This window comes from Streptomyces sp. NBC_00690, from assembly GCF_036226685.1.
Taxonomy (GTDB): domain Bacteria; phylum Actinomycetota; class Actinomycetes; order Streptomycetales; family Streptomycetaceae; genus Streptomyces.
The window spans coordinates 5,651,422-5,677,479 of the sequence record NZ_CP109009.1 but is presented as its reverse complement, the minus strand read 5'-3'; the positions used below and the strand labels follow the sequence as shown (position 1 = coordinate 5,677,479).

The 26,058-nt window shown below is 68.3% G+C and carries 18 protein-coding genes; 8 read left to right on the top strand and 10 right to left on the bottom strand.

Annotated features, from left to right (window positions below; all coding sequences use genetic code 11):
• Positions 1-622 precede the first annotated feature (622 nt).
• The gene (typA, locus tag OID54_RS25035; RefSeq protein WP_329022965.1) at positions 623-2,524 is read right to left on the bottom strand and encodes a translational GTPase TypA; all 1,902 of its coding nucleotides are present in this window, start codon (positions 2,522-2,524) and stop codon (positions 623-625) included.
• Positions 2,525-2,888: 364 nt separating this feature from the next.
• The gene (locus OID54_RS25030; protein ID WP_329022964.1) at positions 2,889-5,711 is read right to left on the bottom strand and encodes an ABC transporter family substrate-binding protein; all 2,823 of its coding nucleotides are present in this window, start codon (positions 5,709-5,711) and stop codon (positions 2,889-2,891) included.
• A gap of 329 nt (positions 5,712-6,040) precedes the next feature.
• Between OID54_RS25030 and OID54_RS25025 the strand changes: the two genes are divergently transcribed.
• The 5 genes from OID54_RS25025 to OID54_RS25005 all read left to right on the top strand — a co-directional run bounded on the left by OID54_RS25025 (position 6,041) and on the right by OID54_RS25005 (position 12,107).
• The gene (locus tag OID54_RS25025) at positions 6,041-6,295 is read left to right on the top strand and encodes a hypothetical protein (RefSeq protein WP_329022962.1); all 255 of its coding nucleotides are present in this window, start codon (positions 6,041-6,043) and stop codon (positions 6,293-6,295) included.
• 37 nt (positions 6,296-6,332) lie between these two features.
• Entirely contained in the window at positions 6,333-7,154 is an 822-nt protein-coding gene (locus OID54_RS25020) for a hypothetical protein (protein ID WP_329022960.1), read from the top strand.
• Between the two features lies 1 nt (position 7,155).
• Entirely contained in the window at positions 7,156-9,081 is a 1,926-nt protein-coding gene (locus tag OID54_RS25015) for a fumarate reductase/succinate dehydrogenase flavoprotein subunit (RefSeq protein ID WP_329022959.1), read from the top strand.
• Positions 9,078-9,872 (top strand): succinate dehydrogenase/fumarate reductase iron-sulfur subunit, encoded by a 795-nt coding sequence (locus tag OID54_RS25010; protein WP_329022958.1) that lies wholly within the window; start codon positions 9,078-9,080, stop codon positions 9,870-9,872. Before OID54_RS25015 ends, OID54_RS25010 begins: the two co-directional genes overlap by 4 nt.
• A gap of 150 nt (positions 9,873-10,022) precedes the next feature.
• Complete coding sequence (locus OID54_RS25005; protein WP_329027766.1) at positions 10,023-12,107, top strand: TPM domain-containing protein; 2,085 nt, start codon at positions 10,023-10,025, stop codon at positions 12,105-12,107.
• Between the two features lie 67 nt (positions 12,108-12,174).
• Here the strand turns inward: OID54_RS25005 and OID54_RS25000 are convergent, their stop codons facing one another.
• Entirely contained in the window at positions 12,175-12,438 is a 264-nt protein-coding gene (locus OID54_RS25000) for a hypothetical protein (protein ID WP_329022957.1), read from the bottom strand.
• A gap of 40 nt (positions 12,439-12,478) precedes the next feature.
• Here OID54_RS25000 and OID54_RS24995 point away from each other — a divergent pair, with 40 nt between their 5' ends.
• A complete protein-coding gene (locus OID54_RS24995; protein WP_329022956.1) occupies positions 12,479-13,192 on the top strand; it encodes a PspA/IM30 family protein in 714 nt (237 codons plus the stop codon).
• Positions 13,193-13,329: 137 nt separating this feature from the next.
• On the opposite strand, the gene OID54_RS24990 is transcribed toward OID54_RS24995, so the two are convergent.
• From OID54_RS24990 to OID54_RS24970, 5 genes are all read right to left on the bottom strand, one after another.
• Positions 13,330-15,945: a SpoIIE family protein phosphatase gene (locus OID54_RS24990; RefSeq protein ID WP_329022955.1), complete on the bottom strand. Its 2,616-nt coding sequence runs from the start codon at positions 15,943-15,945 to the stop codon at positions 13,330-13,332.
• Between the two features lie 147 nt (positions 15,946-16,092).
• The gene (locus OID54_RS24985) at positions 16,093-16,509 is read right to left on the bottom strand and encodes an ATP-binding protein (protein ID WP_329022954.1); all 417 of its coding nucleotides are present in this window, start codon (positions 16,507-16,509) and stop codon (positions 16,093-16,095) included.
• A gap of 463 nt (positions 16,510-16,972) precedes the next feature.
• Entirely contained in the window at positions 16,973-17,434 is a 462-nt protein-coding gene (locus tag OID54_RS24980; RefSeq protein WP_329022952.1) for a (deoxy)nucleoside triphosphate pyrophosphohydrolase, read from the bottom strand.
• A gap of 261 nt (positions 17,435-17,695) precedes the next feature.
• A complete protein-coding gene (locus OID54_RS24975) occupies positions 17,696-17,875 on the bottom strand; it encodes an SPOR domain-containing protein (protein WP_329022951.1) in 180 nt (59 codons plus the stop codon).
• A 278-nt stretch (positions 17,876-18,153) separates the two neighbouring features.
• Positions 18,154-18,906, bottom strand: a complete 753-nt coding sequence (locus OID54_RS24970; RefSeq protein ID WP_329022950.1) for a GntR family transcriptional regulator — start codon at positions 18,904-18,906, stop codon at positions 18,154-18,156.
• A 277-nt stretch (positions 18,907-19,183) separates the two neighbouring features.
• Here OID54_RS24970 and OID54_RS24965 point away from each other — a divergent pair, with 277 nt between their 5' ends.
• Positions 19,184-20,578 (top strand): glycoside hydrolase family 18 protein, encoded by a 1,395-nt coding sequence (locus OID54_RS24965; RefSeq protein ID WP_329022949.1) that lies wholly within the window; start codon positions 19,184-19,186, stop codon positions 20,576-20,578.
• 231 nt (positions 20,579-20,809) lie between these two features.
• On the opposite strand, the gene OID54_RS24960 is transcribed toward OID54_RS24965, so the two are convergent.
• Entirely contained in the window at positions 20,810-21,970 is a 1,161-nt protein-coding gene (locus OID54_RS24960) for a DUF4190 domain-containing protein (protein ID WP_329022947.1), read from the bottom strand.
• A gap of 194 nt (positions 21,971-22,164) precedes the next feature.
• Positions 22,165-23,739, bottom strand: coding sequence for a S8 family peptidase (locus OID54_RS24955; RefSeq protein ID WP_329022946.1), 1,575 nt, complete (start codon positions 23,737-23,739; stop codon positions 22,165-22,167).
• Between the two features lie 948 nt (positions 23,740-24,687).
• Between OID54_RS24955 and OID54_RS24950 the strand changes: the two genes are divergently transcribed.
• Positions 24,688-25,932: a helix-turn-helix domain-containing protein gene (locus OID54_RS24950; protein WP_329022944.1), complete on the top strand. Its 1,245-nt coding sequence runs from the start codon at positions 24,688-24,690 to the stop codon at positions 25,930-25,932.
• Positions 25,933-26,058: the final 126 nt, after the last annotated feature.

Genomic DNA, 26,058 nt, shown 5'->3' with positions numbered 1-26,058 from the left:
GCCAGCGGGACGAGGGATACCTTTGGGGCGTACGAGCCCCAGGAGAGCGATGTGAGGGCTCTCCAGCCCCCTTCCGGCCCGGGGCTGGTCCGGGTGCCGGCCGGGCCAGCCCCATGGATCATTGCCGGCCCCTGCGATCCGGATGTTCGCCGGCCCCAGGCATATCGAGGGATGTCACCCCCGGCAGGGCCCGTCGCACTCTGCGAAATGGATCGTCAAGGTCAAGAACAGGACGACGCACAACGGCGTGAAATCGCCCTCTCCTTACCCACGGAGCGCGACATGACGTTGAGCGACAGTGTTGTGACCCAAGGTGAAGGGACTGCGATCTCTCCTGCGGCGTCGCAAGACCGAGACCGATGGCGATCCCGAGTGCACCGCCGCCGCCCGACGGCAGAACGAAGGCGAAGGCAGACGAAGACAGACGGGACGAAGGCGCAACGCAGGCACAGCGATGGCGCAGCGAAGCCAGACGACAAAACGGCCGGGTACGACCATGAAGGTCGTACCCGGCCGTTTTAGACCGTCCGGGGAAAACGGGCTCCCCCGAGTGTTCTTGGTTCTCCTATGGATCAGGCCGAGCGGATCAGGCCGAGCAGGATCCGAAAGAAGGGGGCCGGTCCTAGCCGTGCTTGGCGCGGGAAGCCGCGCGAGCGCGCTCGCGCCCGTCCAGCTTCACCTTGCGGATGCGGACCGCCTCCGGAGTCACCTCGACGCACTCGTCGTCGCGGCAGAACTCAAGGGACTGCTCCAGCGAGAGCTTCCGCGGCGGGACGATCGCCTCGAAGGAGTCCGCGGAGGAGGAGCGCATGTTGGTGAGCTTCTTCTCCTTGGTGATGTTGACGTCCATGTCGTCGGAGCGGGAGTTCTCTCCGACGATCATGCCCTCGTAGACCTCGGTGCCCGGGTCGGTGAAGAGAACCCCGCGCTCCTGGAGGTTGGTCATCGCGAACGCGGTGACGGAGCCCGAACGGTCCGCGACCAGCGAGCCGTTGTTCCGCGTGGTCAGCGTGCCGAACCACGGCTCGTGACCCTCGTGGATGGAGTGGGCGATACCGGTACCGCGGGTGTTCGTCAGGAACTCCGTACGGAAGCCGATCAGACCACGGGACGGAACGACGAACTCCATCCGGACCCAGCCCGAGCCGTGGTTGGACATGTTGTCCATCCGGCCCTTGCGGACGCCCATGAGCTGCGTGACCGCACCCATGTGCTCCTCGGGAACGTCGACCGTCATCCGCTCGACGGGCTCGTGGACCTTGCCCTCGACCTCCTTGGTGACCACCTGCGGCTTGCCGATGGTCAGCTCGAAGCCCTCACGGCGCATCTGCTCGACCAGGATGGCCAGCGCCAGCTCACCGCGGCCCTGCACCTCCCAGGCGTCGGGACGCTCGGTCTCCAGGACGCGGAGCGAGACGTTACCGACCAGCTCGCGGTCGAGGCGGTCCTTCACCTGCCGGGCGGTGACCTTGCGGTCCTTGACCGCGGCCTTGTTCTCAGCACCCTTGCCCGTACCACCACGGCCGACCAGCGGCGAGGTGTTCGTACCGACGGTCATGGAGATGGCCGGCTCGTCCACCGTGATCAACGGCAGCGCGATCGGGTTCTCCGGGTCGGCCAGCGTCTCGCCGATCATGATGTCGGGGATACCGGCGACGGCGCAGATGTCGCCCGGGCCCGCCACCTCGGCGGGCCTGCGGGTCAGTGCCTCGGTCATCATCAGCTCGCTGATGCGGACGTTGGCCATGGTGCCGTCGCGCTTGATCCAGGCCACGGTCTGGCCCTTGCGCAGCTCGCCCTGCTCCACGCGCAGGAGCGCGATGCGGCCGAGGAAGTTGTCGGCGTCCAGGTTGGTGACGTGGGCCTGGAGGGGCGCGGACTCGTCGTACTCGGGCGCCGGAACCGTCTGCAGGATGGTGGAGAAGAACGGCTCCAGGCTGTCGCTGTCGGCCGGGACCGTGCCGTCGGCGGGCTTGGTCAGCGAGGCGACGCCGTCACGGGCGCAGGCGTAGACGATGGGGAACTCGATCTGGTCCTCGTCGGCGTCCAGGTCGAGGAAGAGGTCGTAGGTCTCGTTGACGACCTCGTCGATCCGGGAGTCAGGACGGTCCGTCTTGTTGATGCAGAGAATGACGGGCATCCGGGCCTGGAGGGCCTTGCGGAGGACGAAGCGGGTCTGCGGCAGCGGACCCTCGGAGGCGTCGACCAGCAGGACGACCGCGTCGACCATGGACAGACCACGCTCGACCTCGCCGCCGAAGTCGGCGTGACCGGGGGTGTCGATGATGTTGATCGTGATGGGCGCACCCCCCGCCTTGGGGTGGTACTTCACCGCCGTGTTCTTGGCGAGGATCGTGATGCCCTTCTCACGCTCCAGGTCGTTCGAGTCCATCACCCGGTCGTCGATGTGCTGGTGGGCGGCGAAGGCGCCGGCCTGCTTCAGCATGGCGTCGACCAGTGTGGTCTTGCCGTGGTCGACGTGGGCGACGATGGCGACGTTACGGATGTCGTGGCGCGTGGGCATGACTGGCTGGCGCTTCTCTCGATCGTGGGATGCGGCGTTTTCCTCTGTACGCCCCGCCGAGGCATACGCGCCACGGCTCTGTCCCATGGTACGGGGCTGTTGCGTCCGGGGCTTCCCGGACCGATGCGAGAGGGAGTTCCGCAGGTGGGGCGGGTCCGACCAGGCGGATTTGGGGTGCCGGGATCGTCGACCGGGTTGAACAAGGGTCAAGGGGTGGACATGATCTTGCCCGCCGGTGGTTCCGGCGGGCAAGGGAGTTGAGGGGACTCTGAGGTTGTGGCGATCACCCTGCGGCCGGTTCCCCGCCTGATCAGCGGTCGCACGGTACGGATGTGCCGCAGCACGGATGCCGCAGCGCCGAGGGTCACCCGGCAGGTTCGGCTGCGGTCCCCTCGGCCACGCGGGTACGGGCGGGCTCGGGCTGCCCCTGCGCCTGCTCCCCGGGGGCCGCGGGCCCCTGCGCCGGTACGGATCCCTTGGCGAATCCGATGTCCTGGTAGCGGGGGGTGGCGAACCCGAACGCCCCCGCATTGCGGACGCTCGGCTTAACGGCGACCAGTTCCGGGCGCTGATACAGGGGAATGGACCCGGCCGCGGCCCAGATCCGGGCGTCGGCCCGCCGCATCAGATCACGGGCGGTGTCCTCGTCGAGTTCTGCGGCGGCCTGGTCGAAGAGCTGGTCGATGTGGTCCGTACCGACGCGGGTGTAGTTCTGCTCGACCAGGAGCGATCCGTCGCTCGCGGGCTCGGGCTTGGCGTAGATGGGACGGGCGTCGGTTGCGGGATAGGCGGTGGCGGGCCAGGAGTAGAGCGCCAGATGGTAGTTCCCGGAGGCGATGTGGTCCCGGAAGTAGCTCTCGTCGGCGACCTTGACGATCTCGGTCCTGATGCCGATCCGGTCCAGCATGCGCGCGATCTTGTCGCCGACCGCACGCAGTGCCTCCGAGCCGGGGCCCGAGGGCAGGACGAACCGGAGGGAGAGCGCCTTGCCGTCCTTGCCGAGCCGCCCGCCCGCGGCGACCGGAGCCGCCGTACCGGCCGGGGCGTACGCCCCCGCCCGGCCGCCCGGCTGGCGCTGCACCTCAGCCGCACCGTCCGCTCGGCGTTGCATCGACAGGTCCTGGAAGTCCACCGGAGCGGGGGCGAGGACATGGGTACGGTCGGTGCCCACGGCGGTGGCACCCATGTCCTTGGCCTTGCCGTCCTTCTCGTCGCCGACGATGTAGAGCCCCTCGTTGGAGGGGGTGTCCGTCGTCTGGTCCTTCGCCTTCGCCGCGCGCCCGTCCTTGGCCTTGCCGTCGAAGGCTCCGGCCGATGTGTCCTGGGCGGCCGGGTTCTTCCCGTCGCCGGGGGCTTCCTCCGCGGGCACCCTGGCCGTACCGGGCGGGGTGTCCACCCGTTCGCCCCCGGCCTTGGCGGGCTCCGGCTTCGCGAGTGCACCACCGGGCACCCAGCCGGCGTCGGCGAGGAGCGCCTGGGCCTCCTGGGTGTTGTGCTCGCCGAGCGCCCCGCTGTTATCGGTGTAGGCGCGCTGGCCCGCCAGAGCCAGATGGCTGCCGGGTGGGACGGCGGGGAGCCCGAGCGGACGGAGCACCGTCTCGGCGAGTTCCTTGCGGTCCAGCGCCCGGGCGACGGCACGGCGTACCCGGTCGTCGGCGAGCGGACCGGTCTCGCCGTTCAGCGCGAGTTGGGTGAAGGCAGGCTCCAGGGACTTGCGGACCGCGTAGCCGGTGAGTCCCTGCTGCTCGCTGGCGTAGACCTCGATCGCACGGGCGGTGCGCAGACGCGCGGCCTGCGCCTTCTCGGCGGCTTCGGGGTCGGAGCCATGGGCGAGCGCCCAGGACAACAGCGCGTCGGATGGGGTGACGCGGGCGCCCGGACCATGGGCGAGTTCCCGGGTGCTTCGCGCGGCTCTCTGCTCGGTGTTGGCCGCCGACTCCGCTCCTTGCGCGGGCGGCTGACCGGCAGTGCGCTGCCGAGCCGCACCGCCGACACCTTCTCGACGCTGCTGGCCTGCGGCTCCCTGCTCACGCTTGGCCAGGGCGATGCGTTCCGCCGTACCGCGGTCGATCTCGGCGATGTCCACCTTGCCCGCGGCGAGGGCGGCTGCCCGTTCGGCCCGTGGCACGGCGGTGACCTGCAGACGGTCCAGCTTGGCCGGCTCGCCCCACCAGCGGGGGTTGCGTTCGAGGACCGCAGTGCCGGCCTTGCGGTCGACCGCGCCCAACTGGAAGGGCCCCGCGGTGGCCTTGAGGGTCTTGCGCGCACCGTCGTTGAAGGCATTGGGGCTCGCGGTCACCTCCTTCGGGTACAGCGGTGTGAAGAGGGACTGCCAATCCGCGTAGGGCTTCTTGAAGGTGACCTTGACCTCCAGGTCGTTGGCGCCCTTCTGGATCTCCTCGATGCGCTCGTACCCCGCATTGCGCGCGGTCCAGTAGGCGGTGTCGCGACCGCTGAGCGCGCGCCATTGGGCGGCGAAGTCGGGGGCTCCGATCTCTCGGCCGTCGCTCCAGACCGCTCGTTGGTTGAGCTTGTAGAGCACGACCTGCTTGGGTTCCCGGGCAACGATCTTCGCGGATTCCACATAGTCGGGATTGCGCTGGGGGCGACCGTTGCTGTCGAGGGTGAAGAGGGCGGGGAGCACGGCTCCGGCGATCCGGGAGGTCGCCGCGTCGGCGTCCGCCTGGAAGGTGTTCAAAGTGGTGGGGACGGCGTCGATCGCCCATCTCAGGGTGCCGCCGTGGCCGACGTCGCCGCGCGCCGTCGGGGCGATGTCCTGGGGTACCACTTGGCCGCTGCCCCCGGATTCGTCCGTGGTGCAGCCGGTCAGTACGGGCAGGACGAACGCTCCGCAGACGAGGAGCGCGAGGGGACGGCTCGCCCGGTGGGCACTGCTGGCTGAGTGGCGTTGCCGGCTGCTCGGCCGTGGCCCTTCCGGTGCGGACGAAGCGTTCGGGCGGAGTCCGCCTGCTGATTCCGGTTGGGGCCGCGGGGCGTCGCTCGGCGAGCGTCGTTCGCCGTTCGCGGGTGCCGTGTCGGCGGTCGGCAAGGAGAGGGGCCCGGCCGTGCCGGCCGAGGCTCCGACGGTGGGCGCGGAGTGCTCCGAAGGCTCGGCGGCCCCGGAGGTCCTGGCGGCCAGGAAAGTCCAGGAGCGGGCCCTTCCGCTCGGCTCGTCGGCCTGGGGCATGAGCTTTACCTCTTCATCCTATTTCATGGAATTTGGGATGATCACACCGATTCCGGCTCACTGAAGTGGAGAGGGAGCGTCCAGGGGCGCAGACACAGCGCCGGCGCCCCGAAAAGTCACTCGTGCGGCGCAATGTGCGACTCAGCGCAACCGAAAATTTCCCAAGAAAACTGCAGAATAGGGATAAACCCATCGAGGGTGCGTCGACGATGTGCGTGATGAGAGGCGATGAGAATCCCGCTCGTCCCCTTCCCAAGGGGGGTGCGAAGCGCAACACTCGCAGGCGCATGAACGACGCCACCCGCACCCTGCGGAAGTGAGGGCAAGTCATGTCCCAGCAAGTTGATCTGACGACCATTCAGCAACGGCTCGACGAGTTGGCCCAGCGCGTCTCAGAGCTCGAACGAACCGTCGATCGACTGGGTGGCGCAGACGACCAGCGACCCGGTTCGACCAAGGCCCCCGGGCACAGGCCGACGGCCCGCGTCGATCTGGTCACCATCCCCGACGTTCCGTACGACAACGCGCTGTGGACGGACTCGGACGACGAGGGTCTGGGCGTCCGTGACAGGCGTGCTCCCTGATCCGGCCTGGCCGAAAGGCAGGCCCTAGGAGACCTCGTTGGCCACTGGTACCGAACCGACACAAGTCCATACCGGCGTGCACGGCCCCACGCGTGCCGCCATCGGCCCCCGCCATCTGCGGACCGACCGATGGTGGCTCGCACCGGCCCTGACCGCGGGCGGGCTGCTCGCATTCATCATCTATTCGACATGGCGCGCATTCGCCAACGCGGACTACTACGCGGCGCCGTACGTATCGCCGTTCTACTCTCCATGCCTCGCGGAGAACTGCGAGCCCATGAAGGGCGGCCCCAACTGGGAGATCTTCGGCAGTTGGTGGGGCCTCTCCCCCGCCTTGCTGATCCTGATCTTCCCCCTGGGCTTCCGGCTGACCTGCTACTACTACCGCAAGGCGTACTACCGGGGCTTCTGGGCCTCGCCGCCGGCCTGCGCGGTCGCCGAGCCCCACAAGAAGTACTCGGGGGAGACGCGATTCCCGCTCATCTTCCAGAACATGCACCGGTACTTCTTCTACGCGGCCATTCCGGTCGCCGGAATCCTCACCTATGACACGGTGCTCACCTTCCGGGACGAGAACTACGAGTGGGGCCACATGGGTCTCGGCACGCTCGTCTTCCTCGTCAACATCGTGCTCATCTGGGCCTACACGCTCTCCTGCCACTCCTGCCGTCACATCATCGGCGGCCGGCTGAAGCACTTCTCCAAGCATCCGGTGCGCTATCGCATGTGGGGCTGGGTCGGCCGACTCAACGAGCGCCACATGCCACTCGCCTGGGCGTCGCTGATCAGCGTCGGACTCTGCGACTTCTACGTGTATCTGATCGCGTCCGGTGCCTTCGACGATCCGAGGTTGTTCTGAGATGACAGAGTTGGAACGACAGCAGTGGGACGTCGTGATCGTCGGCGCGGGCGGCGCCGGGCTGCGGGCGGCCATCGAGGCACGCGAGCGGGGCGCCCGTACGGCGGTGATCTGCAAGTCCCTGTTCGGCAAGGCCCATACGGTGATGGCCGAGGGCGGAATCGCCGCCTCGATGGGCAATGTGAACTCCGGGGACAACTGGAAGGTGCACTTCCGCGACACCATGCGCGGTGGGAAGTTCCTCAACCAGTGGCGCATGGCCGAACTCCACGCCCAGGAGGCACCCGACCGGGTCTGGGAGCTGGAGACCTGGGGTGCCCTGTTCGACCGCACCCACGACGGGAAGATCTCCCAGCGGAACTTCGGCGGACACGAGTACCCCCGACTGGCCCACGTCGGCGACCGCACCGGACTGGAACTGATCCGCACCCTCCAACAGAAGATCGTCTCGCTCCAGCAGGAGGACAAGGCTGAGTTCGGCGACTACGAGGCACGGCTGAAGGTCTTCCAGGAGTGCACGGTCACCCGGGTGCTCAAGGACGGCGAGCACGTCTCCGGCACCTTCTGCTACGAGCGAGAGACCGGCCGCTTCTTCGTCCTGGAGGCACCCGCCGTCGTGCTCGCCACGGGCGGCATCGGCAAGTCCTTCAAGGTGACGTCCAACTCCTGGGAGTACACGGGCGACGGGCACGCGCTGGCACTGCTCGCGGGCGCACCGCTGCTCAACATGGAGTTCGTGCAGTTCCACCCGACGGGCATGGTCTGGCCGCCGTCGGTGAAGGGCATCCTCGTCACCGAGTCGGTCCGCGGCGACGGCGGAGTGCTGCGCAACTCCGAGGGCAAGCGGTTCATGTTCAACTACATCCCCGACGTCTTCAAGGAGAAGTACGCGCAGTCGGAGGAGGAGGGCGACCGCTGGTACGAGGACCCGGACAACAACCGCCGGCCTCCGGAACTGCTGCCCCGTGACGAGGTGGCCCGAGCCATCAACTCCGAGGTGAAGGCCGGCCGCGGTTCACCGCACGGTGGAGTGTTCCTCGATGTGTCGACCCGGATGCCTGCCGATGTCATCCGGCGCCGACTGCCGTCGATGTACCACCAGTTCAAGGAACTCGCCGACGTGGACATCACCGCCGAGGCCATGGAAGTGGGTCCCACCTGCCACTACGTGATGGGCGGGATCGCGGTTGAATCCGAGAGCGCAGCAGCTCTCGGCGTGCCAGGGCTGTTCGCGGCGGGCGAGGTCGCAGGCGGTATGCACGGCTCCAACCGACTGGGCGGCAACTCCCTCTCCGACCTGCTGGTCTTCGGCCGTCGCGCGGGGCTGCACGCTGCCGAGCACGCCGCGGCACGCACCTCCCGCCCCACCGTGGACGAGGCCCAGATCGAAGCGGCGGCCACCGAGGCCCTGCGGCCCTTCCAGGCCGAGCCGCAGCCGGGCGGAGCACAGCCGGAGAATCCGTACACGCTCCACCAAGAGCTCCAGCAGACGATGAACGACCTAGTCGGCATCATCCGGCGGGGCGGGGAGATGGAAGCGGCGCTGGACAAGCTCGGTGAGCTGCGCGGCCGGGCGCGTCGGGCGGGGGTCGAAGGGCACCGCCAGTTCAACCCGGGCTGGCACCTCTCGCTGGACCTGCGGAACATGCTGCTGGTCAGCGAGTGCATCGCCCGGGCGGCGCTGGAACGCACCGAGAGCCGCGGCGGCCACACCCGTGAGGACTGTCCCACGATGGAACGCGAGTGGCGGCCGGTGAATCTGCTGTGCCGACTGGCCGATCCCACCGGGAAACCGGCGGCCGATCCTCGCCAGGGGCAGATCGCCCTGGAGCGCAAGGCCACCGAACCCATCCGCCCGGACCTGCTCGCTCTCTTCGAGAAGGAAGAGCTGGTCAAGTACCTCTCCGAAGAGGAGCTCTACCAGTGAGTGCGACGGCTTCGACCCAGTACACGGCGCGCTTCCGGGTGTGGCGGGGCGACCAGGACGGCGGGCAGTTGGAGGACTATGCCGTCGAGGTCCACGAAGGTGAGGTGGTGCTCGACATCATCCATCGGCTCCAGGCCACCCAGGCGTCCGACCTCGCGGTCCGCTGGAACTGCAAGGCCGGCAAGTGCGGTTCGTGCAGTGCCGAGATCAACGGTCGGCCACGGCTGCTGTGCATGACGCGGATGTCCGTCTTCACGCGCGAGGAGACGATCACCGTGACGCCGTTGCGGGCGTTCCCCGTGGTGCGCGATCTGGTGACGGACGTGTCCTTCAACTACACCAAGGCGCGTGAGGTGCCGTCCTTCGTACCGCCTCCAGGGGTGGCGGCGGGCGAGTACCGGATGCAGCAGGTGGACGTGGACCGCTCGCAGGAGTTCCGCAAGTGCATCGAGTGCTTCCTGTGTCAGGACACCTGCCATGTGGTGCGGGACCACGAGGAGAACAAGGAGGCGTTCGCCGGGCCGAGGTTCCTGATGCGGGTGGCCGAGTTGGACATGCATCCGCTGGACGCCGCCGCACAGGCCGGCCTCGACCGCAAGAAGACCGCACAGGACGAACATGGTCTCGGCTACTGCAACATCACCAAGTGTTGTACCGAGGTCTGTCCCGAGGGCATCAAGATCACTGACAATGCGCTCATTCCGCTGAAGGAACGGGCGGTGGACCGCAAGTACGACCCGCTGGTGTGGCTCGGCAGCAAGATCGGTCGGCGGGGAGGCAGCCGGGACTGAGCCGAGGGCCGTGCCCCGGGGCCTGCTGGGACTCCGGGGCGCGGCTCTCTCCGTACCCGCAAGGGTCGGCTACCCCGTCTGGCCGTGATCGGGTCGCGGACCGTAAAAGCCGGGCATAGCCTCCCAAACGTGAGCCGAATAGCCCTCCGAATGCTGCTGGCCGTGTGGGTGGCGGCATGGTGGCTGATCGTGCCCGCCGGACCGACCGCTCGGGCCGACGACCCCGTCGCCCTGGCACGCGAGGGCCAGATCACCGACCGGGTGGACGCACTCGGTGACCGACGCTCCGACGTCGTCCAAGCCCTCGAACGGCTCGACCGCCAAGAGCGGCTGCAACTCTTCGCCGTCTACGTGAGGGACTTCTCCGGCCGTTCTCCCCAGGACTGGGCCGACGCCACCGCACAGCGCAACGGCCTCGGACAGAACGACGCCCTGCTCGCGGTGGCCACCCACGACCGGCAATACGCGTACTGGGTGGCAGCGGACTCGCCCATGACGGACGCCCAACTCGCCGAGGTCGCCGCGGTGGCCATCGAACCCCCGCTACGACGAAACGACTGGGCCGGCGCGGCAACGGGGGCGGCGAACGGCTATGCCGCCGTACTGAGCGGACAACCGGTCCCCACGCCCGTCATCAGACCCGGCGATCCGGACCCCGGTGGATCGTCCGCGGGCGCGCAGGCCGGCGATCTGGTGCTGCCGATCGCGCTGGTGGCGGCAGTGGGCGCGGTCGGCGCCTACGCCCTGGTGAAACGACGACGGCGCAGCACCACCCGGACCACTCCGCAGGGCGGTCAGGGCTGGACCAGTGGTGGCGCTCCCGGCGCTCCCCCGCTCACGCCGCTGCCCGAACTGGATCAGGAGGCCAGACGGGCGCTCGTCGAGACGGACGATGCCGTACGCACCAGTCAGGAGGAGTTGGGCTTCGCAGCCGCCCAGTTCGGAGACGCCGCAGCCAGGCCCTTCCAGGAGGCGGTGACGTACGCCAGGGAGGAGTTGACCGCGGCCTTCCGGCTGCGCCAGCAACTCGACGACGCCCATCCCGAGGACGACGACACCCGACGGCACATGCTGGACGAGATCCTCTCCCGGTGCACCGACGCCAATCGGCGGTTGGACGCCGAGGCGGAAGCCTTCGACCGACTGCGTGCCCTGGAGCAGAACGCCCCACAGGCGCTGGCCGCCGCGGACGCCGCCTTCGCCGACCTCGACGGGCGGGTCATCACGACCGAGGCGACGCTGTCCGTGATGCGGGAGCGGTACGCGCCTTCGGCATCCTCGCCGGTCGGTGCCGACGCCGACCAGGCCAAGGAGCGACTGGTCTTCGCGCGGGGCGCACTCGATCAGGCCCGTACCTCGATCGAAGCCGGCGACAAGGGCTCCGCCGCCGTCCATGTGCGAGCTGCCGAAGGAGCACTGGACCAGGCCGGCCGGCTGATGGAAGCGGTCGACCGGCGGGCCAGGGAACTCGCCGAGGCGGCCGGAAATCTGCCCGGCGCGCTCAGCGAGACCGACAGCGACCTGGCCGAAGCGGGAGGACTGCTGAAGGGGACGGCGCAGGGCGCGCCGACGGCTGCGCTCCAGGGCCGTATCGCGCGGGCCGAATCCGTCGTGGCGGAGGTGCGCGCGGAAATGGCGGCCGGGCCGTACGACCCCATCGACGCGCTGCGACGGGTGGAGGAGGCGGATGCGGCGCTCGATGAATCGCTGGCCGGGGCGCGGGAGAACGAGGAGGGCGGACGACGGGCGAGGGCGCTGTTGGGGCAGGCGACACTCGCGGCCCGCTCATCGATCGGCGCGGCGGTCGACTACATCACCACCCATCGCGGTGCGGTGGGCAGCGAGGCGAGGACCCGACTGGCGGAGGCACAGCGCCGGCTGGCGCACTCGGCCGAGTTGGCGGGCCCGGATGCGGCCGTCGGCACCGGCGGCGACCCTCAGGCTGCGCTCGCCGAGGCCCAGCAGGCGGATGCGCTGGCCCGACAGGCGCAGAGCCTGGCTGAGGACGACGTCAGGGGATTCGGGAACCGATTCGGGCCGGGCGGTGTACCAGGAGCAGGAAGTGCCGGAGGGGGACTCGGGGGCGCCGTGCTCGGCGGGATCATCCTCGGCGGGCTGCTCGGCGGCGGAAGGGGTGGAGGGTATGGCGGCGGCATGGGGGGCGGCTTCGGCGGCGGTCCCGGAAGTTTCGGCGGAGGCGGCACGCGCGGCCGGATGGGTGGGGGGCGGTTCTGATGCACCGCGTCACGGCTGTGCGCACGGCTGTGCGGCGGAGCCCTCTCGGGGCGCTGGCTCCTCTCCTTCAGGTGCCGGTCCGTTCGGGGGCGGCATCGGGTCCGGGCGGGGCGGCGCCCGTCGTGCCCGGCCGGAGGACGGTCGTCGTGCCGGGCGGGGCGGAGGCTGCCCGCTCGATGGGCGCCGTCCGCTCGGCGGGCGCCGTCCGCTCGATGGGCGCCGTCCGCTCGGCGGGCGCCGTCCGCTCGATGGGCGCCGTCCGCTCGGCGGGCCGAAGTCCCATGGGAAGGCCGCGTTCGTCCACAGCCCGCACGACGGGCGAGGAAGCCACCGCTGGAAGGCATCCAGCACCCCCTTCAAGGAGATGCGCCATGACCAAGCAGACGATCCTCGGCAGGGTGACCCAGTTGGCGAAGGCCAACATCAATGCGCTGATCGACCAGGCGGAGGATCCGCAGAAAATGCTCGACCAGCTGATCAGGGACTACACCAACAACATCAGCGAGGCGGAGCAGGCGGTGGCGGGCACCATCGGCAATCTGCGGCTGATGGAGCAGGACCACAAGGAGGATGTGGCCGCGTCGCGGGAGTGGGGCGACAAGGCGCTGGCCGCCAGCAAGAAGGCCGATGGATTGAGGGCCGAGGGCCAGAGCGCGGAGGCGGACACCTTCGACCGGCTCGCCAAGGTGGCCCTTCAGCGGCAGTTGCAGTCCGAGAAGGAGGCACGCACGGCGGAGCCGACCATCGCCTCGCAGACGGACATCGTCGAGAAATTGAAGGTCGGACTCGACGAGATGAAGATCAAGCTCGGGGAGCTCCAGTCGAAGCGGGACGAGTTGGTGGCCCGTTCGCGAACGGCCTATGCGCAGAACCAGATGATGGACGCGGTGAAGAGCATCGATGTGCTCGATCCCAGCAGCGAGATCTCACGGTTCGAGGACAAGGTGCGCCGCGAGGAGGCCAGAGCGCTGGGCAAAAAGGAGTTGGCCGCGTCATCGCTGGACGCCCAGTTCGAGCAGTTGGACAGCCTCGGGGACACGGCGGAGGTGGAGGCCCGACTGGCCGCCCTCAAGGCGGCGTCCTAGCACGGCTCCTCGTTTGCGGGTGGCGTGGCCGTGCGGTGGGCGGTCCGTTGCAGGATGCCCGGGAGGGCTGCGGTCCCGGGCTCGCTGGATGGCCGGGGACCGTGCTCCGGCGAGCCCTTCGGTGGTGGCGGGACTCCTCAGAACATGCTCAGCAACTGCTCCACCGTGGGTTCGGCGCTCGGCCCGTCGTCCGGCAGGGCGAGTTCGAACCAGACGGTCTTGCCGCGCGGAGTCCGGCGCGACCCCCAGCCGGCGCTGAGCATGCCCACCAGTTGGAGGCCCCGACCGCCTTCGTCGGTGTCCCGTGCGCGTCGGCGTCGCGGCTGTACGAGACCGGCGTCCCAGACCTCGCAGACCAGGGTGCGATCGCGCAGCAGTCGCAGTCGGATCTCGCCTTCGCCGTACCTCAGGGCATTGGTCACCAGCTCGCTCACCAGCAGTTCGACGGTGTCGACCAGCGCTTCGAGGTCCCAGGTGAGCAGTTGGCCCCGGGTCAGTTCACGGGCGCGGCCGACCGAGCGCGGCTCCCGCGGCAGTCGCCAGTCGCCGACCGCTTCGCTGGGCAGCCCCTGCACCTGGGCCATCAGCAGAGCGATGTCGTCCTCGCCATGCCGGGTGTCGAGCGTGTTCAGCACATGGTCGCAGACGTCCTCCAACGACTTGGAGACGTCTGCGGGGCGAATCACTGCGGGCGAGCGGTGCCCCGGTGCGGGCCGGGAAGGACCGGTCAGGGCAGTGCGGAAGGCGCGCAGCCCGTCATCGAGGGGCTGTTCGCGGGACTCGACGAGGCCGTCGGTGTAGAGGGCGAGGAGTGCCCCTTCCGGGAGCTCGACCTCGACCTCTTCGAAGGGTTCGCCACCGACGCCCAGCGGCATCCCCGGCGGTACGTCGAGCAGCAGGGCCTCTTCGCCCGGTTCGACGAGGATGGGAGGCAGATGCCCCGCGTTGGCGAAGGTGCACCGCCGGGTGACGGGGTCGTAGACGGCATAGACGCAGGTGGCGAGGTAGACCTCGGCGAGGTCCGCCTCACGGGACTTGTGGGCGACGCGTGCGGACTGCTGGGCACCGATGGGGCTGCCGAGCCCCCGGGCGACCTCGTCCAGCGCGGAGAGCACCTCGGCCGGTTCCAGATCGAGCAGCGCCAGGGTCCTGACCGCGGTCCGCAGTTCGCCCATGGCCACCGCCGCCCGCAGCCCCCGCCCCATCACATCACCGATGACGAGTGCGGTGCGGTGACCGGGCAGTTCGATGACGTCGAACCAGTCTCCGCCGACCTCGGTCGCGGTGTTGCCGGGGAGGTAGCGACAGGCAATGTCCAGACCGGCGGCCTCGGGGTCACCGGGCGGCAGGAGGCTGCGTTGGAGGATCAGCGCCCGCTCGTGCTCCCTGCGGTAGAGGCGGGCGTTGTCGATGCAGACCGCGGCGCGGGCGGCGAGCTCGGTCGCCAGTGCCCGGTCCCGATCCCCGAAGGGCTCGCTCCCCTTGGCCCGGGAGAACTGCACCAGTCCGACGACGGTGTCATGGGCCATCATCGGCACGGCGAGCGTGGACTGCACGAGGCTGCCTTCTTCGCCGGGTATCAACTGGACACGGGCTGCACGCAGGGCGTTGGCGCACGGCGAGTTGAAGGCGTAGCGGTGGACCTCCCCCACGGAGGTGGGGGTGTTGCCGCGGGAGCCGCAGCCCGGTGTCGTGATCAGGGGTGCGTCGGAGACGGCGCTCGCGAAGGCGACGCGCCGCAGGGTGGCGGTGCCCGCGCCGGCGCCCTCGGCGCGCGGGGAGTCCCAGCGGCCGGGCGGGGCTTCCTCGCCGGTGAGCAGCCCCTGGTAGAGGTCCACGGACGCGAGGTCGCAGAATCCGGGAACGGCGACGTCGAGCAGTTCGCGGGCGGTCGTCTCCAGATCGAGCGAGTTGCCGATGCGGGCGCTCGCCTCGTTGAGGATCGCGAGGTTGCGGCGGGCGTTGGCGGCCTCACGGGCGGCGACATGGCGGCGGGTGACATCGGTGCCGATACCGGCCACTCCGACGGGACGGCCGGAGCCGCTGTGGACGCGATAGAGGTTGATCGACCAGTGCCTGCGGTCCTTGCTGTTGGGGATCGATCCGACGAGTTGCAGGTCGATCGCCGGCTCACCGGTCGCGAGGACCCTGCGCAGCGATGCGGTCATCCGGTCCGCTTCGGAGCGGGAGAGGTAGTCGTAGACGGTCCGGCCTCGGTGCTCTTCGGCGGTTCCGCCGAAGATGGTGGCGAAGCGCTGGTTGGCGCGCTGCACCTTGAGGTCGGTGCCGAAGAGGAGAAAGCCAAAGGGGGATTGGCCGAAAATGGCCTGCGATGCAGCGAGATCGGTTTCGATCCGGCGCAGTGCTTGGACATCGACGACGATGCAGAGGGCCGCTCGGGCACCCGTCTCCGTCTCACTGGGCATCACATAGATCTCGGCTACCCCTTGGGCGCCTTCGGATCCCGGCAATCGATAGGGGACGAGTCCCGTCCACTCCTTGCCGTCAAGGATCTCCGACACCTGCCGCCGGCCGTGCGGGCGCAGCTGCGCCGGGACGAAGACCTCGATCGGGTCCCTGCCCCTGACCTCGGCGGCTGTCAGGCCGAAGAGCTCTACCGCACGCTGACTCCACTGATCGATCCGACCATCAGGGCCGATCGAAAAAGAGGCGGCCTTGATGTAGTCATAGATCGAGCCAGGCGGGTTGCTCTGCCATACAACGCTGCCTGTCGACCCAGATATCTCGCTCACGCGACCGTCCCCTCCAGCTCACCGCACCGGACCGGCCATGACCGCAGTATTCAGCACTACGGCGCTGACGGACACGGCGTTCACGATCACAGCACGGTCTCGTTCATTTTGCGCCGAACGAGCTGTGATCGTTGTCCCTTCACACTTTTAACCGGCAAGAGCCAGCTCGAACCACACCGTCTTGCCTTCTGTGTCCCGTCTGGTACCCCAGCGGCGGGCAGAACCGGCGACCAGTTGGAGACCTCGACCGCCCTCGTCATCGTGGGCCGCGACACGCTCGGTGGGGGGATCGGGCAGCGGGTCGGAGACTTCGACCAGCAGGGAGGGCGGCCCCTCAGCCGGTTCGCGGTGGGCAAGGCGCACCCCGATCGGCCCGGAGGCGTAGCGAAGGGAGTTGGTGACCAACTCGCTGACCAGCAGTACGGTCACATCGCGAGCACCGGAATCCAGTCCCCAGGCGTTCAAGGTGTCGCGAACGGCGTGGCGCGCGGTGCGTACGGCGTTGGCCTCGGCGGGGAAGGTCCACTCGGCGCGTGCGCCGTCAATGTCGATCACGCCGCTCACTTCCCGGATCGCAGCAGATACGTACCCCTCTCAGGGGGTCACTCAGCACATACCCGGCATTCAGCTAGAGATATCGCCATAAGTCACTTAAACGGCATATCGCTGATGCACATGGAGTAGGGGGCGCGGCCTACCGCCCGGTGAGCGCGATGCAGCCGCTGACTGCGGACGGCGCTCTCACCTGCGGAGGTCTACCCGAAGCGGAAGGACGTCTCCCCCAGCCCGGACACCGAAGCGACCCACTCCTTCGATGGTGAGCCCCGCGTACTCGTCCAGCGCAATCGCAGGGGTGCCGCTGCTGTCGACGACCCGGCGTCTGCCGTCGTATCCGTCTGCTTCCGCGCTCGCCGCCAGCAACCACAGTTCTGGCGATGACTCTCCGCGGCGGGCCGCAAAGTCCGGTCCGGGAGGTCTAGGGGGTGATGGGCGAGCCATCGCCCGGCTGGGCGAGGGAGCTAGCCGCTCAGACCGAGCTCTCGCCGCGCTCTGTGCCCTGCTCGTCCGCGCCTGATTCGGGGCGGAACGCACCACTGGCCCGTCGTAGCTGACGAGCCGCTTCCGCGACGGCCGGGCGGTCCTGGTCGAGCCAGTCCACGGTGTCGGTCTCATCGGGGGACAACCAGCGCAGAGCGTCATGGTCTTCCAGTGGCTGCGGTTCGCCCGACACCAGTCGAGCCGTCCACACTCGGAGCACATAGCCCGAGTTGAGCGGCCACTCACCAGGAATCCTGTTCAGGATCTCGGCTTCCACTCCGAGTTCTTCGCGCAGTTCGCGCAGGAGTCCACCCTCCGCGCTCTCCCCCGCCTCCAACTTGCCGCCCGGCAACTCCCAGCGTCCGGCGATGTCCGCGGGAGCGCTGCGACGTGCGGCAAGGAGTCGCCCCCGGTCGTACACGGCTGCGGCTACCACCACGCGATCAGTCATATGCGGGAGCCTACTGCGCCGCGCTGGGGCGGTGGCATGTCGCCGGCACCACCCAAGGGCGCGCACAACCCCGCTCCAGAAAAAAGACCGCCGAGGGTCAGGAAGCAGGGGTCAGGAAACAGGGGTACGAGCCATCGACGCGACCGCTGAGACTCGGAATGCCCTATTCAAGATGGCCGTCCCATTCAAAACTGCCAGCTCAAGCCCTCAGCGCGATGCGCCGAACGAGACCGACCGTGCCCCAGGAGGATCCGGAGAGCTTCAGAGAGTTGTGCGCTCGATGCGCTCAACCCAGTAGACCTGTTTGTGTCCCTTGCTATCGAGCGAAGTGACCATCCGCTGAGCCTCGTCCTCGGTGGCGTACCGGCCGACGCGATAGCGGTTGCCGTTGTCGTCCTCGCGTATGACGAGCCAGGGGAGCACAGCGCTGGTGTCACTCATCGCACTCCTCCTTCGATTGATTCGCACGCCCGTAACCGTGGCCAGGAAACCGCAATGCGCATATGCCCGAGCCTACGCCTGACCTTCACTCAGCGGATACGGGTTTACACAAAGAGGCAGGAAACAGAGGGCGCGCGGCGGGCAGCGCGCTCCCCGGAGTCGATCCCAGCACCAGGGAGCACCCTCCCACTCTCCCGCCACTCCGTTCCAGCATGATCAGGAAGATCGTCTTCGATGAGCACCACGGTTCTCGCTGACGGCCATGCCTCCGCTCGGACTCATTTCACCGGAAGGCGATAGGCCACCCGGAAACGGTCAGCGAGGACGACGACATCCGCCGTCTCGACCGGCCGATCAGACGCGTAGTAGGTGCGTGCCACGACCATCACCACATGGCCCGGCACCCCGCCGAGCGTCATGAGTTCCTCCGCCAACCCCGGCCGGGCACCGACCTCTTCCGAGACGTTGTCCACGACGACATCGATGGCAGCCATCCGTTCGACCACTCCGCACCCGCCCAACGGCCCTTCTTCCGGCAGCATCACGGGGGTGCGCCCGGTGACGGCCAACGGCTCCCACGAGGTGGAGAGCATCATCGCCTCACCGGCGTCGCGAAACACATAGCGGGTGCGCATCAGCCGGGCGCCCACATCGACACCGAGCCGGGCGGCGATCTCCGTGCTCGCCGACTCCTGCTCGCTGCTGGACTCCCAGGTGCCCCGAGCACCCTGAGCCGCCTGCTCCTGACGAAAGGGGTTGCCCCCCTGCGGCGAGCGGTAGCCGGTGCGGGAAAGACGACGGGGAATCGGACGCTCCCGTACATAGGTCCCCGATCCGGAACGGCCCTCCACGAGACCCTCCGCCATCAGCACTTTGCGTGCCTCCAGGGCGACGGTGTCCGAAACCCCGTATTCCGCACGAATTCGAGCTTGCGACGGGAGACGCGTATGAGGAGGCAGGGAACCATCGACGATCTTTTGGCGGAGATCGCCGGCAACGCGCAAATACGCGGGCTGCTCACCGAATGTCACTGGCCACTCCCCTCGCATTGACAGACAGCAACAGACTGACAACGGCGGATTGTTGACCGCAACTATGGGCCAGAGTTTCACTCGAAGTGATGACTTGGCCCCCTACGACCGATTCCCACCTGCCTCAAGAGACACATTTCCTCAACCCAAATGATCGTTCATTTCCTAAGCATTGACCTTATTGGTACAGACCAATACCGTCCTGAGCTGCACGACGCCCGTTCACGGAGATGTGTCGGCGCACGACCACGCCGAGACACACACAGGAATGAGTCACATGCGTCGAAGAACCCTTGTTCGTACCGCAGTTGCAGCCTGCGCGCTCTCGCTGATGGCGACGGTCGCTCCCGCGGCGACCGCCGACCCGGCGGGTGCGACCGTCACCCCGCGAGCCGCTGCCGGCGCCTCCCACGATGACGATGACGATGAAGACCGACGCTCCTACAAGCGCGTCGGCTACTTCACTCAGTGGGGTGTCTACGGCCGTAACTACCAGGTCAAGGACATGGACAAGACCGGCCAGGCGGCCAAACTCACCCACATCAACTACGCCTTCGGCAATGTCAGCCCCGAAGGCAAGTGCTACATGCCGAGCACGCTCGGCGAGGGCGACCCCTGGGCCGACTACGTACGCCCGCTGGACGCCGCCAACTCGGTCGACGGCGTCGCGGACGACTGGAACCAGCCCCTCGCAGGAAACTTCAATCAGCTCGTCGAGCTGAAGGCCAAGTACCCCGGGCTGAAGGCGCTGATCTCCCTGGGCGGCTGGAGCTGGTCCACCCACTTCTCCAACGCGGCCCTGACCCCTGAGTCCCGCAAGGCCCTCGTCTCCTCCTGCATCGACCTCTACATCAAGGGCAATCTGCCCGTGGACGGCACCCGAGGCGGAGTCGGCGCAGCGGCCGGGGTCTTCGACGGCATCGACGTCGACTGGGAGTGGCCCGGATCCTCCGGCGAGGACGACACCCCTTACCGCCCCGAGGACAAGAAGAACTTCACCGCCCTGGTGAAGGAGTTCCGCACCCAGCTCGACGCCTACGCCAAGAGCGAGGCCGTCCGGACGGGCAAGAAGGCCAAGCACTACGACCTCACCGCCTTCGTCCCGACCGCCCCCGCCAAGATCGACGCGGGCTTCGAGGTCCGCAAGATCATGCGTGATCTGGACTGGGTCAACCTCCAGGGCTACGACTTCCACGTCTCCGGCGAGGCGACGACCAACCAGCAGTCGGCCCTCAAGGCGAAGAACGACTTCAGCGTCGACCAGACCGTGAACGACTGGCTCAAGCGTGGCGCTCCCGCCCGCAAGCTGGTGGTGGGCCTTCCGTTCTACGGCCAGGGCTGGACCGGAGTGACCGGTGGGGGCGACGGGCTGAACCAGCCCGCCGCGCGCCCCGCGCCCGCCACCTGGCAGGCCGGCTACGAGGACTACAAGGCCCTGAAGAAGCTGGTCGACTCGGGTACGTACAAGGTCCACCGCGACAAGAAGAACGGGCACGCCTGGATCTTCGACGGCAACACCCTGTGGACGTACGACGACCCCCAGGTGCTGCGCGCCAAGACGGAGTACATACGCGACGAGGACCTCGGTGGGGCCATGATCTGGTCCCTGGACGGAGACACCTCGGACGGTGAGCTGATGACCAGCATCGACCGCGGACTCAAGCGCCGCTGACGAGGCACTGCTCCCCCGGGCCGGACGGTGTCCGGGGGAGCGATCGGAGCGAGACCGGCGTCGCACGGGCTGTCGGTGGCCCTGGCGCCGGTCTCCTTCGCATCAGCGCAAGGCCGCAACCCTGGCCGACGCATCCCGGACCTGTGCATTACCGGTCGGTGCTCACGCCGATACGGCCAGCGGCTCCCATACCCATGAGTCATCGCCGTACGACATCGGGTGGCCCTGTGCTCAGACGGCGCTCTCCTGCTCGGCCTCCGCCTCGATCGGCGGTACGGTCTCCAGCCCGATGGCGCCGCGAAGGGCGATCTCCGTCTTTCTGGCGAGGGCGGTCTCCCCCGCCCTGCTGTGACCCCAGAAGCGATCCTCGTCCCTGGTCACCGCGGCCTTCTGCCAATGGGCGCCGGCCCGTTCGAACTCCGCGGCACGATCCGCCGCGGCGCCCGACGCACTCTGCGGCCAGGTGTGCTGACGAAGGGCCCGTGCCTGCTGACCGAGAGCTGCTGCCACCCTCGTCGCCCACTGCTGGTGACCCGCGATGTCCTCGGCGTAGTCGGCTTCCGGAATCACATAGTGAGCCTGGAGGACCAAGCCTTCGGCCCGGAGGTACGCGACCTGGTGGGGGTCGAGGACCGTGGCGTCACGCCGTACGGAACCCGTCGTCATCTCGCCCTTGGTGGTGGCGAATCCACAGGTGATGCTTCGGTCGTCCAACCGCCAGCTCTGCCGGGTCGGCAGGTAGTAGTAGAAGTCCATGGTGTTGGGCACCACCCACGGGTCCATCGCATAGGCGTCGTTGATCTTCTGGCAGCCCTCTTCGGCGAGCGCCTCCAGCCTTCGTTCACCCGGGAATTCACGGTATCCGGTGATCTTGTAATCTCCCGCGATCTCCGCCTGGTGCTCGCCGGCGCACTCCACCGTCTCGACGGCCGCGGTCTCCTTCGCCGAGTCGTCGGTCTTCCCCTCGCCCGGCAGGTTGAAGCAGTCACCGCTGCGGAGGTCGAGAGTGCTGCGGGAACGGGACGCCTCGTCCATGCCCTCCTTCATCCCCTCCCACGCACTGCCCAGGACCCCGGTCGCCAGCAGGGCGAGCGTCAGGAGGGTACTGACCGAGGAGAGGATGGTGCCCGCTATCGCCATGCCCTTGCCACGCTCACCCCTGCGCCGGATCTGCCGCAGCGAGATCAGCCCGAAGACCAGACCGAGCGGCGGCAGACAGCAGACGAGACCGCACACCAGGGACGCGATGGAGAGGCCGTTCACCGCTGGGGTGGGCGCGAACGGCGGTACGGGGTACGACTGATAGGGCTGGTTCGGGAGATACGCAGGATGGGGTTGTGGCATGGGATGCGGCTGGTACGGCTGCTGTCCGCCCTGCTGCGATGGATCCACGGATGCGGCGCTCCTCGTCGGAAGTGGAGTGGGGCCGGGGTAGGTCGAAATCGTATAGACCGACCAACCGCCCGCAGTGCGCCGGGTCCACACCGAAAGGGGGCGGTCGCCATGGCGACCGCCCCTCCATCGAGCGCCGGTGTCGCGTCAGTTGAAGGAGTCTGACGTCCCGACGGATCGAGGCTCGATGCGCATCAGAACTGGAGTGCCCACAGGTCGATCTTGCCGACGTCCTGCGAGGCGTTGTCGGTGACCCTCAGCTTCCAGGTCCCGTTCGCGACCTCGGACGACGCGTTCACCGAGTACGTGGTGTTGATGTTGTCCGCGCTACCGCCCGCTCCGTACGCCTTGAGGTTGTAGACGCTCCCGTCGGGTGCGACCAGGTCGATCTGCAGATCGCCGACGTAGGTGTGCTTGATGTCGACGGGCACGCTCAGTGCGGCCGGGGCGTTTCCGGCGACTCCGCTCACCGTGACCGGGGACTCCGCGGTGGCGTGGTCGTTGATGGTGTAGTCGGCGGCATTCTCGAAGCGCTTGCCCGGAGGGTTGGTGTTCCCGGTGCCGACGTAGAGCAGGCGGTTCGGCGAACCGGGGCCCGGGTTGGTGACGACGCCGGGGGTGGCCGCCGTGGTCAGTGCGGTGGAGACCTGCGCGGGAGTCGCGGCCGTGTTGGTCGCGAGGTACAGCGCTGCCGCGCCCGCCACGTGCGGGGCCGCCATGGACGTACCGGAGATCGTGTTGGTCGCCGCGTCACTGGTGTGCCAGGCCGAGGTGATGGACGAGCCGGGGGCGAAGATGTCCAGCACACTGCCGTAGTTCGAGAAGCTGGAACGGGCGTCGGTGTTGGTGGTGGAACCGACGGTGATCGCCTCGGTCACCCGCGCGGGCGAGAAGTTGACGGCGTCGGCGTTGGAGTTGCCAGCGGCGATCGCGTACGTGACTCCGGAGGCGATCGAGTTGCGCACGGCTGCGTCGAGGGTGGCATCGACGCCACCGCCGAGACTGAGGTTGGCGACGGCGGGCTTGACCGCATTGCGCGTCACCCAGTCGATGCCGGCGACGACACCGGCGGTCGTCCCGGAACCGGCGTTGTTGAGCACCCGCACCCCGACGACCTTGGCCTTCTTGGCGACGCCATGGGCGGCACCGGCGATGGTCCCGGCGACATGGGTGCCATGGCCGTTGCCGTCCTGCGCGACGTTGTCATTGTCGACCGCGTCGTACCCGTCCGAGGCCCGGCCGCCGAAGTCGCCGTGACTGACACGCACCCCGGTGTCGATGACGTACGCGGTCACGCCCTCACCCGCGGTGTCCGGATAGGTGTAGCTGCCGTTGAGGGGCAGGGCCCGCTGGTCAATCCGATCCAGACCCCAGGACGGTGGATTGGGCTGGGTGGCGGCCACGGTGAAGGTGCGGTTCTGGACGACGGCGGCGACGGCCGGATCCGCGGCGAACTTCTTGGCCTGCGCCTCCGAGAGCTGGACGGCGTACCCGTTCAACGCCTCGTGGTACGTGTGCCGGATCTTGGCTCCGTACTCGGCCGCAAGGGCACGCCCCTGAGGAGAGGCAGCGTCAGCGGCCGAGTCGCGCAGGGTGACGATGTAGCTGTCCTTGATGACGCCCGGGGCGCCCGCGTTCTGAATGGTCCCTTCCGGCGCCCGATCGGCCGCAGCGGCCGGGAGCGCGGAAGCCGCGCCGAGCGCGAGGGCAGCAACAGCAATGGCACTGGCCGCAGTAAGTCTTCGACGCGGGATTCGCAGCACTGTCATGTCGGGGGATCCTCCTCGATGGGTGACGCATGCGATCTTCATCAGGTGCATGACAAATAGCGGCAGCTGAATCTGCCATGTACATGCCTTGCCTGCTGAGCGAAAGATTGGCCTGTCCATAGGAATCCCACAAGGGGCCGCACATCGATGTAACACATGCGCCACACAAGTCACCGAGCGTTGAGGACGCGTTGGCGCTGGTGATCGTGCCGTCGCGGACACTTGCCGATCGAGGACCGCGACAGCAACCAACGCTCCGCCAGCGGGAGTGTGACACCCCGTGCATCGCAGAGGCGCTCGAAGCGCAGCTCACGAACCAAGGGGCTCGACGGCCCGGCCGCGCCAACTGGTCCAGATCTACCGCTGTCAGAATCAGATCACACCGCCCCCGCTCGGTCTCCTCCCTGGTGAAGCGAGTAGATACAGCCAGAACCGCAGGCAGGAATACGTCCCGGTAGCGGCGATCTCTCGACGGGCTTAGCGATACGGGCAGTTCCACAGCAACGATCCGCTTGCCCCTGAGGGGCTTCAACGCTCATGGCAGAGGCGTAACCCCGATCCCGCCAGTTGCACGGGCCATGCCGGTGAAGCCCCTCGCACCCCTGCCGATAGCCGACAGCACCGTACGCGCCTGAACCTACGGAGGACTTCGCAGCCAGCGCACGCTCGGCCGGAGACCAACAAGGCCGAGACCGGGTTCACTCAGCGCCTCGCCCAGGAAGGCCGACGGCGTTTCGTAGAGAAGAGAACCGAAGAGGCAACGGGCAACCCCGCCGAATCTCGATCCTCGAAACGCACCTCGTGCCAAACTCGCTCTCGGATGCAAAGTGAAACGAATCCGTCACGATGGGTGTTCGCCACCGGTCTTCACATCGGCCGAATACCGAACAAAGGTTCCCCGTGAGGCTGCACAGCTCTCACGGTCGCTAGTCAAGGGGAGGTTGGTTGATGGTGAGTACGAACTTACGTTTCGGCCCGGAGCTCCGCCGTTTACGACAGGAAGCGGGGCTCACTCTGACCGAGTTCTCCGCAGCACTCAACTACGACAAGGGGCATCTCAGCAAGGTCGAGCGCGGGGAGCGTTCCGCCTCACCCCAGTTGGCCAGGCGGTGCGATGCCTTCCTCGGAGTAAACGGCGAGTTGGAGCGTCTGGCCGTCCGTCCTGAGACAGACGCGGATACCGACGAGACCCCCACCCTGAGCCCCTGGCTCGTCGGGCGCCGGGCGGTTCTCGCGGCGGGTTCAAGCGCGTTGATCGACCTCGGCCTGCAACTCGGCAGTCAGGCGCCCCCTGCCACCAGCCCCCTCCTCCCCTCCTTCCTCGCCCAGTTCGACCAGCTACGAAAGCTCGGCCAGTCCACCGCGCCGAAAGCCTTGCTTCCCCTGCTGGAGACGCAGACGCGCACGGTCGCCGGGCTGGTCACCGACACCCCGTCCGCCACTCGGGGCCCCACGCTCCTGCTCGCCTCGCGGTTCGCGGAGTTCACCGGCTGGATGGCTCAGGAGGCCGGGGACAGCGGTGCGGCGCTCGGCTGGACCAGTGAGGCCGCCGAACTGGCACGCGCCGGGGGTGATCCGTACCTCGGTTCCTACGCGCTCGTGCGACGCGCCCTAGTCACGCTCTATGACGGGGACGCTGGGGGCACCGTCGCCCTGGCCCGCCAGGCCCAGGGCGACGAACTCCCACCGCGCATTCGGGGACTCGCGGCCCAGCGGGAGGCGCAGGGACACGCACTCGTCGGCGACGAACACGACTGCCTCCGCGGCCTCGACAGGGCGCGGAAGCTCCTCGACAGCGACGACGCCCGCAGCGGCACCCAGCCCCTGATCGGCACCACCCACGTGAGCGATCCGGCAGCGATGACGACCGGCTGGTGCCTGTATGACCTCGGCCGTCCGAAGGCCGCCGCCGAGGTCCTCGACCGGGAATGCCGCCGCCTCCCCCCGAACGCGCTGCGCACCCGCGCCCGCTATGGCTTCCGTAGGTCTTTGGCCCACGCCGCGTCCGGAGAGGTCGAGCACGCGTGCACGATCGCCGCAGAGCTTCTAGGCGTGATGCCGGCCGTGCCCTCGGCCACGGTAAACAGCGACATCCGACGTCTTGCGCGGGAACTCTCCCGGTTCCGCAGCAGCCGGGCCGTACGCGATCTCCAGCCGGCGCTGGCACAGGTACTCGCCCCCGCGCACGGCTGACTCCCGCTCCGCAAACAACACCGGCTTGAGCCCTTGGCTCGCCGGACTACCCAGCCCCTCCGGCCGTCCAAATCCGACGATCCCGGCGGCATCTTCTGATTCCCACCTGATGCATCGCACCCGCAC

Bases quoted from the DNA above. Each gene is read 5' to 3' on its own strand.
- OID54_RS24995 (WP_329022956.1), top strand. From the start codon at position 12,479: ATGACCAAGCAGACGATCCTCGGCAGGGTGACCCAGTTGGCGAAGGCC.
- OID54_RS25030 (WP_329022964.1), bottom strand. From the start codon at position 5,711: ATGCCCCAGGCCGACGAGCCGAGCGGAAGGGCCCGCTCCTGGACTTTC.
- OID54_RS24975 (WP_329022951.1), bottom strand. From the start codon at position 17,875: ATGAGTGACACCAGCGCTGTGCTCCCCTGGCTCGTCATACGCGAGGAC.
- OID54_RS24965 (WP_329022949.1), top strand. From the start codon at position 19,184: ATGCGTCGAAGAACCCTTGTTCGTACCGCAGTTGCAGCCTGCGCGCTC.
- OID54_RS25005 (WP_329027766.1), top strand. From the start codon at position 10,023: ATGCTGCTGGCCGTGTGGGTGGCGGCATGGTGGCTGATCGTGCCCGCC.
- OID54_RS25025 (WP_329022962.1), top strand. From the start codon at position 6,041: ATGTCCCAGCAAGTTGATCTGACGACCATTCAGCAACGGCTCGACGAG.
- OID54_RS24955 (WP_329022946.1), bottom strand. From the start codon at position 23,739: ATGACAGTGCTGCGAATCCCGCGTCGAAGACTTACTGCGGCCAGTGCC.
- OID54_RS24950 (WP_329022944.1), top strand. From the start codon at position 24,688: ATGGTGAGTACGAACTTACGTTTCGGCCCGGAGCTCCGCCGTTTACGA.
- typA (WP_329022965.1), bottom strand. From the start codon at position 2,524: ATGCCCACGCGCCACGACATCCGTAACGTCGCCATCGTCGCCCACGTC.
- OID54_RS24980 (WP_329022952.1), bottom strand. From the start codon at position 17,434: ATGACTGATCGCGTGGTGGTAGCCGCAGCCGTGTACGACCGGGGGCGA.
- OID54_RS25015 (WP_329022959.1), top strand. From the start codon at position 7,156: ATGACAGAGTTGGAACGACAGCAGTGGGACGTCGTGATCGTCGGCGCG.